The organism is Flavihumibacter sp. CACIAM 22H1, assembly GCF_001601815.1.
In the GTDB taxonomy this organism is placed as follows: domain Bacteria; phylum Bacteroidota; class Bacteroidia; order Chitinophagales; family Chitinophagaceae; genus Flavihumibacter.
The window spans coordinates 1-11,149 of sequence record NZ_LUKG01000003.1 but is presented as its reverse complement, the minus strand read 5'-3'; the positions used below and the strand labels follow the sequence as shown (position 1 = coordinate 11,149).

5 protein-coding genes are annotated in these 11,149 nt (G+C 45.4%); all 5 read left to right on the top strand.

The genetic code is table 11. The features are described 5' to 3' along the window. Positions 1-1,439: RagB/SusD family nutrient uptake outer membrane protein (locus A1D16_RS01375; protein ID WP_290707010.1), on the top strand; the 1,439-nt coding region annotated here is incomplete at its 5' end. 55 nt (positions 1,440-1,494) lie between these two features. Beyond that, positions 1,495-4,854, top strand: coding sequence for a VCBS repeat-containing protein (locus A1D16_RS01370; RefSeq protein ID WP_290707008.1), 3,360 nt, complete (start codon positions 1,495-1,497; stop codon positions 4,852-4,854). Further along, complete coding sequence (locus A1D16_RS01365) at positions 4,808-5,521, top strand: RraA family protein (RefSeq protein ID WP_290707006.1); 714 nt, start codon at positions 4,808-4,810, stop codon at positions 5,519-5,521. The genes A1D16_RS01370 and A1D16_RS01365 overlap by 47 nt, the downstream gene beginning before the upstream one ends. 18 nt (positions 5,522-5,539) lie before the next feature. Next, positions 5,540-8,446: a glycoside hydrolase family 2 TIM barrel-domain containing protein gene (locus A1D16_RS01360; RefSeq protein ID WP_290707004.1), complete on the top strand. Its 2,907-nt coding sequence runs from the start codon at positions 5,540-5,542 to the stop codon at positions 8,444-8,446. Between the two features lie 7 nt (positions 8,447-8,453). After that, positions 8,454-11,149: glycoside hydrolase family 2 TIM barrel-domain containing protein (locus tag A1D16_RS01355; RefSeq protein WP_290707002.1), on the top strand; the 2,696-nt coding region annotated here is incomplete at its 3' end.

Here is an 11,149-nt window from a genome sequence, read left to right as displayed (position 1 = left end):
GGACCGATAACCAATTTCCCACTTTTAACTGGGTAACTTCAAGGGGAGCCATTGCGCGTCGCGATTATACCCCCCTCAATTCCCCGGCAAACGGTGAGTGGACCAATGCATATGCACGTATCAGGAAATGCAACCTGGTAATTGAAAAGGCATCCACCATTCCGGGAATTTCAGAAGAGCAAACCAGGCAACTGGTTGGCCAGGCAAAATTCATGCGGGCATACTGGTTCTTCCATCTCAGCAATTTTTTCGGGGGTGTACCACTCGTTGATAAAGCCCTCGATCGTACAAGTGAAGCTGATATATTTTACCCGCGTAGCACCTACGAACAAACCGTTCAGTTTATTCAAAACGACCTAACAGAAGCTGCCGATCTTTTACCGGTAACCTGGCCGGGTAATAGCTATGGAAGAGCCACCAAAGGAGCTGCCCTGGCTATGAAAAGCGAACTGGAACTGTACGCAGGTAAATGGGCCGATTGCGTAGCCACAAGCAACCAGATTTTTGCACTGAATAAATACAGCCTTGCAACAAATTATGGAAATATGTTCGTGCCCATTGGGGAAAGTGGACCCGAAGTTATTTTCGAAGTACAGTTTGACGGGGCAAATCGTGGCCATTCGGCGGAAATATTCCTCAGTCCGCGTACTGACCCACCAAGCGGTATTGCAGCCGGATGGGGACATGTGATGCCGACCCAAAACCTGGTGGATGAATATGAGTTCACAGACGGTGCACCGGGTAATGACCCGGCCCATGCCAATGACCCTTACACCGGAAGAGACCAGCGCTTTTATGCCTCTATTTTATACAACGGATCTGATTGGAGGGGCGGTAAAGTATGGACCTATTATGACCCTGCAGTAAATTATAACAGCAGTTTTTTTGATCTTAACCATTCTCATCAGGGCACACTTACCGGTTACTATTTCCGTAAATATATTGATGAGTCATTAACGCCTTCAGAAGCTAACTATTATAACAGGCCGATTAATGGCACCAACGCCATATTGTACCGGCTGGGTGAAATTTTCCTGAACTATGCAGAAGCAAAAAATGAACTCGGACAGTTTGACGACGACGCCCTGCAGAAAATTAACGCGCTGAGAGCAAGAGGCGGCGTACCAGCCCTGCCTGGCGGTTTATCCCAAACCGTTTTGCGGGATAGAATTCGGCGAGAGCGTAGAGTGGAACTGGCTTTTGAAGGAAAACGATATTGGGACCTGATCCGATGGAGAACCGCAGAACAGGTACTTAATGGTACACTCAAAGCCATGAAAATTACCAAAAAACCAGACGGAAGCTGGAATTATGAAAGGGTGAATGCCTTTGGCGGAGAACGTAAATTTGAAGCACCGCGCGATTATTTATTCCCCATTCCACAAACCGCTATTGATCGGAACGAAAAGCTAAGTGGCCAACAAAACCCCGGCTGGTAATACCAGGCAATTAATTCAGAGCGGGGCTGTTCCCAGCCCTGCTTTCTTTTAAACTATGTGGTTAAGAAGTATCATACTCCTAATCTTGTTTGTTTCCTGTTCAGAAAAAAAGGGAAAGCAAACACTGTTTACAGACGTCAGCGACGCTTCCGGAATTCATTTTGTCAACAAACTTACAGAAACCGATTCCCTTCATGTACTTCGCTTTGAATATATGTACAACGGAGCAGGTGTTGGAGTAGCAGACTTTAATGGAGACGGTTTCCAGGATATTATACTGGTTGCTAACCAGGAAAAAAACCAGCTCTACCTCAATAACGGAAACCTGACTTTCAGGGAGGTAACCGAAGCCGCCGGCGTAGGTGGACGAACAGGTTGGAAAACCGGCGTAAGCATTGCAGATATAAACAACGATGGCCGGCCTGATATATACATTTGTTATAGCGGGGTTGAAAAAGGAGTCGATCGCTCTAACGAGTTATATATTAACATGGGTTTGGAAGGCGGAGTGCCTGTATTTAAGGAAGCCGCTAAACAAATGGGGCTGGATGCACCAGGCACCAATAGTACACAGGCCGTTTTTTTCGACTACGATCTTGATAATGATCTTGATATGTTCCTGCTAAACCATGCTACCAGTTTTTATTCTCCCTTATTCAATACCCATAAACTCAGGAATAAACGACATCCCTGGTTCAGCAACCGGCTTTACCGCAATAGCAATGGCTTTTTTGAAGATGTATCAGATACTGCGGGCATTAAAGGTGGCGGAAACAACTTTGGATTGGGTGTTTGTGTAAGTGATGTCAATAAAGATGGATGGCCCGACCTTTATTATACCAATGACTATGAGGAACAGGATTTCCTGCTGCTGAATACCCAAAAAGGCGGATTTACAGATATTACCAGCACCAGCCTCGACCATATTTCAAAATATGGAATGGGCTGCGATATGGCAGACCTCAATAACGACGGATGGCCTGAGATTATGGTGGCAGATATGATGCCGGAAGACAATTTCAGACAAAAACTTTTGCGCGGCCCAGATGAATACGATCGTTACCAATTGCTGGTAGACAGCGGATACTTTCATCAGAATATGCGTAATACCTTACAATTGCACCGAAGCCTCAACCAAATGGGGCAGCCGGTTTTTTCGGAGATCGGACAACTGGCAGGTATTTCCACCACCGACTGGAGCTGGGCACCTCTTATAGCTGATTTTGATAACGACGGGTGGAAAGACCTGTTCATAACCAACGGTTATTGGAGAGATTATACCAATCTGGATTTTTTGAATTTCGCAATAACCGATTACAGAAAGCTGAACCCGGGAAAACCGCTGGGACTAGACCTGGTAAAACAGATGCCCAGCACGGGCCTGCCGAACTATGCGTTCAGAAATGAAAATGGCCTCCAGTTCAGCAATCAAAGCGAAGCCTGGGGCATCAATTCCACCGCTGTTTCTAATGGGGCGGTTTATGCCGATTTTGATAATGATGGCGATCTTGATCTGCTGGTCAATAACATCGGATCAACGGCGCAATTGCTCAGGAATAATGCCGAAAAAAAAGGCCGTCACTTTATTCGGATTAAACTACAGGATAGTCTGTTTACAGAAAAGGGACTGGGTGCACTTGTGGAGGTGATTAGTTCAAATGGTTTGCATCAATGGAAAGAAGGACAGGTGGTAAGGGGCTATTTGTCTAGTGTGGATCCTGTACTTCATTTTGGATTGGATACCGCTTCAGGAATCCAGGCTATCCGTGTCCATTGGGCATCCGGAAAGCTGAGCGAATACGGGGCCTACCCCGTGGATACAACGGTTATACTTCAACCGGTACCTGCAAGTACCCAAACTGCTGCCGAATTAAGCCAGCCTGTATTTGAAGATATTACAGCAGAAGCAGGTATTGTGGTTCCTGCCTACCTGCCGGCTTTTATAGATTTTAAAACACAGCCGTCGATGCCCTGGCAAACATCGGGTGCAGGCCCCTGCCTTGCTAAAGCAGATATAAATGGAGATGGGCTTGAAGACCTCTTTATTGGTGGAGGATTTGGCACAGCCGGACGGATTTTCCTGCAACAAAGAAATGGTAAATGGCATAACAGCAACCAGGTGTTTGAAACCGGTAGTTGGGAAGAACAAGGCAGCGCACTATTTCTTGATGTGGACAACGATCGGGATATGGATCTGTTTATTGTGTACAGCGGAACAGTTTCCACCAATCCCGCAGACCTGGTATCCGATCGTCTTTATATCAATAACGGCAAGGGTAATTTTGTAAGATCAACCATTCAGCTTCCTGCAACCACAGATACCAGGATGACAGCCTGTTCGGCAGATTATGATAAAGACGGTAAGCCGGATCTTTTTATCGGGGGGCGGGTTGTACCAGGAGAATATGGAAAAATTCCGGCCAGCTATTTATTGCATAATAGCTCCGGCCCTGGAAAAATTTCCTTTGAAAAAATTGAACTGGGACAATCATTTCAGCTCAGTAATCCGGGTATGATAACAGATGCACATTTTGTGGATGTTAATAACGATGGATGGCAGGATTTGGTAATAGCCGGGGAATGGATGCCGGTTCGCTTGTATATCAATGAATCGGGCCGATTCAGAGAGGTTACCAGCGATTGGGGGCTTTCAGCACATCCTGGTCTCTGGACCAATATCTTTCCAATAGATCTGGATGCAGACGGAGATATTGACCTGGTTGGCGGTAATCTTGGAACCAATCGCGCATTTTCTGCCAGTGCCCGGGAACCGATGGAATTACATCGCGTAGCTATTGGAAAAAGCCGTAAAGCTCCTGTGCTCAGCTATTACTGGAAGGGTACCAAATATCCGTACGCGTCCAGGGATGAACTGGCTGAACTTTGGCCCCTTATGAAAAAACGCTTTCTTCGTTATGAAAACTATGCCCGCTCAAACTACAATGAAATTTTTAATGCACCGGAATGGCAGGATCCTGCTCCTCTCCAGGTGTCGGAACTAAAGAATTGTGTTTTCATAAACGACAAACAAACGTTCCGGGTGAGTCCCTTACCAGTTCCCTATCAGCTCTCTCCTGTTATGGGGCTGTGGTCGGGCCACCTTAACCAGGACAACCAACCCGATTTATTTATGGTAGGCAACTATTTTAGGTACAGGGTGCAGATGGGCCGCTCCGACGCTGGTAAAGGAATTCTTAAATACAGCTCAACGGATAATATGCCAACAAGATTCAACCTGGCTGAGCAAGGTGTAGTGGTAGACGGGGATGTTAGAAGGATGCTAACAATACGTATGGCAGATGGGTCGGAACAACTAATTATTTCTAAGCTGGGTAATCCCGTTCAGGTTATAAAAACAACTAATCAATATGAAAAATTTGAAAGATCCCGTGGTACTGCCAATCTGGAAAAATGATGAAGAACTGTTTTCCATTGTAAGAAATGAACTATACACTGCTGTAGTAGGCGATATAATGGATAAAATGGGATTGATGCACCAGTTTCTTTCCCCTCGTATACAACCTTTACAGGATGATATGTTTGTGGTGGGCAGGGCAATGACGGTACTGGAAGCTGACGTTCGTTCCTCCGCTAGTGAAAATAATCCGGTGCTGGATAAACCCTTCGGATTAATGCTGGAGGCGTTGGACGATCTAAAAAAAGACGAGGTATATGTTTGTACCGGATCTTCTCCTACCTACGCTTTATGGGGTGAATTGATGGCAACCAGGGCGCAGTTACTGGGTGCTGCAGGTGCTGTAGTGGACGGTTTTTCACGTGATACAAAAGGAATTCTATCGCTGGGGTTTCCCTGTTTTTCCTATGGCAGGTACGCACAGGATCAGGGTCCGCGCGGAAAAGTAATTGATTTCCGGGTACCAATTTTTATGAATGGCGTAACCATTAACCCGGGTGATATCATCCTTGGCGATATTGACGGGGTTTGTGTTGTACCGAAAGAGCATGAGGTAGAAATATTTTCCAGCGCTATACAAAAGGCAAGAGGCGAAAAAATAGTACAGGTTAAAATAATGGAAGGAATGCCGTCGAAAGAAGCTTTTGACCGCTATGGTATCATGTAATCCATCTAATTTGAGCGTATGAAATTTTTTCTGGTAACATATTGTTTAATTGTTTTTAGTGTGCTTGGAATAGGGCAGGAGCTTTCCACTAAGCCCTATCCTGAAAGAACATTTATTCCAAGCTTTATTCATTCTGCAAAACAGGTATCAATAGATCTCAATGGCACCTGGATGGCAACAGTAAAAGAAAGGAATGCCGGTTGGAAAAATATCCAGGTACCGGGGGAATGGACGATGCAGGGATTTCAGGTGGAAGAAGGTGAAACGCTGATTTATCAAAAAGCATTGTCTATTCCGGAAGATTGGAAAGGCTTGCCAATTAAACTCAGGTTTGATGGAGTGAGCTCCTTTGCGAAAATAAAGATAAACGGGCAGGTCGTAAAAGAACACGAAGGCGGATTTGTAGTATTTGAAGCAGATATCACCGCCTATTTAAATTTCAGGCAGGATACCTTAGAAGTTGAGGTACAGGCGTTAACCATCAGTGATAAACTTGGCTGTATATCACAGTATGCCGTTCATACGGTGGGCGGTATTCTGCGGAAAGTTTCGCTGTTTACCGCGGCGCCGGTGTACCTGCAGCAGTTTAACTACCAGGTGAGCTTGCTGAACAATAATAAAACGGCTCAATTGGCGCTAAGCAGTTCAATAATGGGTGATATAACCGGAAAAAATTGTCAGCTACGTTTTAGGTTAAGAACAAAAGAAGGAAAGGTTGTGGCAGATCAAACTGTTCGGGCAGAATCGAAACAAAATCAGCCCGGCAGATTAAATGCGGAATTGGTCATTCGCTCGCCAAAACTATGGAATCCTGAAAAGCCTTATTTGTATAAACTAGAGCTGGAATTGATATTGGATGGTAAAAAAATAGCAGCTTACCAGCAACCGGTAGGTTTACGAGAAGTGAAAATAGCGGGTAGTCGTTTATTGGTAAATGGTAGTCCGGTTAAACTAAAGGGGGTTAACCGTCATGCAGTACATCCCCTTAGTGGCAGGTCTGTAAGCGCGGCCTTGGACCGTAAAGATGCAGTACTGTTTAAAGAAGCAAACTGTAATTATATCAGAACCTCTCATTATCCGCCTACAGAAGAATTTTTAGAGGCTGCCGATGAATTGGGATTATTTGTGGAAAGCGAAGCAGCACTTTGTTGGATACAGCATCATGCTTCGCCCATTTGGCGGTGGTGGAAGTATGACGACCAGCAGTTCCTGCCCTATATGTTACAGGCTAATATTGAAAATGTAATGGCCGGTCGTTTGCATCCGTCTGTTATTTTATGGTCATTAGGAAATGAGAGCCGTTGGAGCCCTCTTTGGGAAAAAGTAAATGCAGCCGTAAAATCACTGGACCTTACCAGGCCTACCGTTTTTCATGATCAGTGCTGGGGAGGGTTTAATAACGCCGGTAGTAAAGCTGATATTGCCAATTATCATTATCCGGGCAGTAATGGACCACTGACTACCGATACGGATACGATCTCCCGGCCTACTTTATTTGGTGAATACGCTCATTTGGCTACCTATAACCGTAGAGAATTGGTAGCAGATCCGGGGGTTCGGTCTTTCTATGGCCCCTTACTTCGGCGATATGTAGATTCTATGTACGCACATCCCGGAAACCTGGGTGGTGCTATCTGGAGCGGAATTGATGATATTTTCCATTTGCCAGACGGAAGGATCCTGGGCTATGGCCCCTGGGGTCCGCTCGATGGCTGGCGCCGGAAAAAGCCTGAGTATTGGGGAATGAAAAAAGCCTACTCACCGCTACGTATAGAAGCCCCGAATTGGTCAACCGTTTCTGCGGGCACCCTTCAACTAAAATTGGAAAACCGATTCGACTTTACCTCGCTCAAAAATTGCAGGGTTGAATTATGGCTCGATGAACAACAGCAACTTATTCAGCCGGATATAGCTCCCGGAGCAAAGGGCCTACTTACATTTGCTGTTAACCCTACCGTTAAACTAATTCAGGTTAAACTCTATGACCCATCCGGCTTTCTTGCAGAGTGGGAACAATTTCATAGCCCGCAACAGGAATTTACCACCCAGCATAAACTCGTTCCGCTTTCGTACAGGCAAACACCTGCTTCTATACAGGTAAAACAGGGAGATGTTTATTATTCAATCAGTAAATCTACCGGCATTATTACAGGTGCCTGGAAAAATGGACGGCAGGTATGGAAAGAAGGCCCGGTATTTACCGTAGTTCCCATGGACAATTACGACGGCGGCAAGCCCAATGTTGCCGGCGAAACCTATCAGAATGACATTTACCCGGCTAAAATTTATAACCAGTATCCACTCTTTGCAGACAGCCTGCAGTTAAACGAAACAGCGGAAGGAATAACGGTCTCTTTTTATATTAATTTTCAACAGAGTGCCGGCCATCAATCCTATCAATTTACCAGAGACGGAAAATGCATTACCTCTTATGCTATAAACTATAATGGAAAAGACTCTATTCCTTACCAATATGGATTACTGGTAAAACTTGCTCCGGATTTTAAGGAATTATCCTGGAAAAGGGTGGGCGAATTTTCATCGTATCCGGAGGATGATATTGCCCGGTTATCGGGTAAGGCATCGGCCGGGGCCGGTTTGGCTGCTGATAGTGAAATACCTGGTAAGGAACCAGCCGGATTATGGAAGGATGACCGAAACCAGGGAGGAACAAATGACTTTAGAGCTACAAAGTCCAACATACGGGAGGTGGCTTTAGAAATGCCGGGTCTGTGCGCTGTGAAAGTTATAGGCAGGGGACAGCAGGCCTCCAGAACCTGGCACCAGGATAGTAGTATCCACTGGCTGGTAGCAGATTATTGGAACACGGGTTCTGAACCTTTTTATGGAAGCCCGTTTACGGAAGGCAGGATCCGTATCAGCCGAAAACAACTCAAAGGAAGTACTGTATTTATAATTGAATAAAATGCAAATGAAAAAGTTGGTAGCCATTGCTTGCCTGCTCTGTTTTCAAACCAATGGAAAGGCACAACCAGTTCGCACCGAAATTGAAAAATTGTTGGTACCAAAACCGGTGTATACAGAAGGTGTTCAAAACCTGCGAAGGCTGTTGAACGGAACATGGGAAATTAACCAGAATCCGGCTGGCCAGGATTGGAAAAACGACGGAGGTACCTGGAAAAAAATACAGGTGCCCGGCGAGCCCGCTATGCAGGGCTATAAAATAGTTAATGATAAAGAGTTTTTATATCGCACCAGTTTTGTTCCGGCAGGTGATTGGATAGGTAAAACAGTTAAGCTTCGTTTTAATGGCGTCTACAGCTATGCGCGCGTCTACATCAATGGAGAAGCTGTAGGTGAGCATTATGGTGGATTTACGTCCTGGGATATTGATGTTTCACGCTTTGTAAAAAGAGACGAACCCATTAAACTGGTAGTAGGTGTTACGGATAAAAGCGATGATATTTCCTATGCATCGGGATATGCACATCATCCGATCGGCGGCATTTTACGGGATGTAGAATTAATTGCTGTGCCCAACCAGCATATAAACCAGTTGCATATTCAAACCCTCTTAAAAGAGAAGTATACCAAGGCCGATCTGGTGGTGGATTGCGGCGTAAACATTGTATCACCTGGCAGCAAAATTGAACTGAGCCTTACAGATCCTATGGGTAAGCAGGTATGGGCACAGGATAAATATATAATTGATTTCAGCAGCACGCAGCAGCAAAAGATCAGCATTCCGGTTGATAAACCAGTTTTATGGAATGAAGAAACGCCTCACCGGTATAAACTTACTCTTCGTTTAAAAGAAGGAGGCCTTGTACGTGAAATTGTTGAGCAGGTGATAGGGTTCAGAGAAGTGAAGCTGGATGGCAAGCGATTATTGGTGAATGGAGACCCGGTTAAATTACGGGGCGCCTGCAGACATGACATGCATCCCTTACTGGGGCGTTCTACCAATCGGTATTATGATAGTCTTGACCTTGTACTGGCTAAAGAAGCAAATATTAATTTTATTCGCACCTCTCATTATCCGCCCTCAAAAGATTTTTTGGAGCTGGCAGACAGTATTGGTATGTATATCCAGGAAGAAACGGCTATTTGTTTCGTGAACGATTGGAGAGAAGCTGTCTATAACTCGAAAGGAGAAACTCAAAATAATCCCTATTACACGGCGCGTTACCTGAACCAGTTGAGAGAGATGATAGAACGTGATCGCAACCACGCAGCTGTTATTATGTGGTCGATAGGTAATGAGAGCTCTTATGGAAGCAATTTTCAGGAAGAGTATGACTATGTAAAAAAAGTAGAACCCAGCCGCCCGGTCAGCTGGTCGTTTCCAGGAAATGCCCTTCGTCAGAATAAAAAATGTTTTGATATTGCCGTAGCGCATTACCCTGCCTATGATGGAAAGGATACGGAGAATTTTGGATTGCCGTATAAAAACATGGAACACGAAAGCATGCCGCTTTTAAGTGATGAATGGGCACACGTGGCCTGCTATAACACCACTTTGCTGAACCTGGACCCCGGCGTTAAGGATTTTTGGGGACGTAGCCTTGACACTATGTGGATGAATCGTTTCGACGTACCGGGAAATTTGGGCGGGGCTATATGGGGTATGACCGACGAAACCTTTGCCTTGCCCGATACAATTACCGGTTATGGACCATGGGGCTTTATTGATACCTGGAGACGAAAAAAAGCCGAATTCTGGAACACAAAAAAGGCACATTCGCCTGTTAAAGTATTAGTTACCAGCTTTAGTGTGCGGCAAGGCCAACGTGCCATTACCATACCCATAAAAAACAGGTTCAATCATTTGAACTTATCGGCCTTGACGGTAGAGGTAAAACAGGGAGCGAATTCTTTTCGGACCCAATTGCCCGACTTGAAACCGCACGAAGAAGGTAACTGGGAATTGGCTATAAAAAATACGCAGCCGATACAGGTTCGTTTTTATCATGGTAAACAATTATTGGATGAGGAACGTATTGAATGTGAAGCAGCGCCGCTTGCACAACCCGAGAAGATCAGCGGTTTAAAATGGGCGGTGATTGAAACCGTGCAGGAGTATCAATTGAAACAAGGCGCATTCCAGATAAAAATCGGCAAAGCCGACGGCCAGCTAATACAGGCAACCCGGCTTAACCGGCTGGTGCTGAACGGTGCCATCCGCGTAGTGCTGAACCGACCCAAAGACGCAGGGGCTTTCAAAAATACGGATGCCATAGTATCGGGTTCGTTCCATCCTACTATGCAACCTGAATTTCAGCCCGCTGCTGATTGTTTTACCGTAACAACTAAAGGGAAAATTGATACCTTCCAGGTAGCATTAACTACCCGGTATTTTCCGGATGGCCGGATTGAAACAGCTTACAGCATTCAAAACCCGCCGGTTTATTCCTGGCAAATTGGCCTGGCTTTTCCATTGTCTGATACCATTGATGCATTCGACTGGAAACGAAAAAGTTATTGGTCTGTTTACCCGGCAGGTCATTTAGGCGCCAGTGAGGGAACTGCTTTCCGAAGGTCGGGTATCGTTGAAGAATACAGGAAACAACCCACCTATGAAACGGCGCTGGCCGAGCACGATTTTTACCTGAGTGGTGCTATTTTCCCAGAAAACGCCTATCTGGGAACCAGTGAGCTGTACAGAGC

What these genes read in the sequence shown, in the direction of transcription:
- A1D16_RS01360 (WP_290707004.1), top strand. Translation starts at nt 5,540, where the DNA reads ATGAAATTTTTTCTGGTAACATATTGTTTAATTGTTTTTAGTGTGCTT.
- A1D16_RS01365 (WP_290707006.1), top strand. Translation starts at nt 4,808, where the DNA reads ATGAAAAATTTGAAAGATCCCGTGGTACTGCCAATCTGGAAAAATGAT.
- A1D16_RS01370 (WP_290707008.1), top strand. Translation starts at nt 1,495, where the DNA reads ATGTGGTTAAGAAGTATCATACTCCTAATCTTGTTTGTTTCCTGTTCA.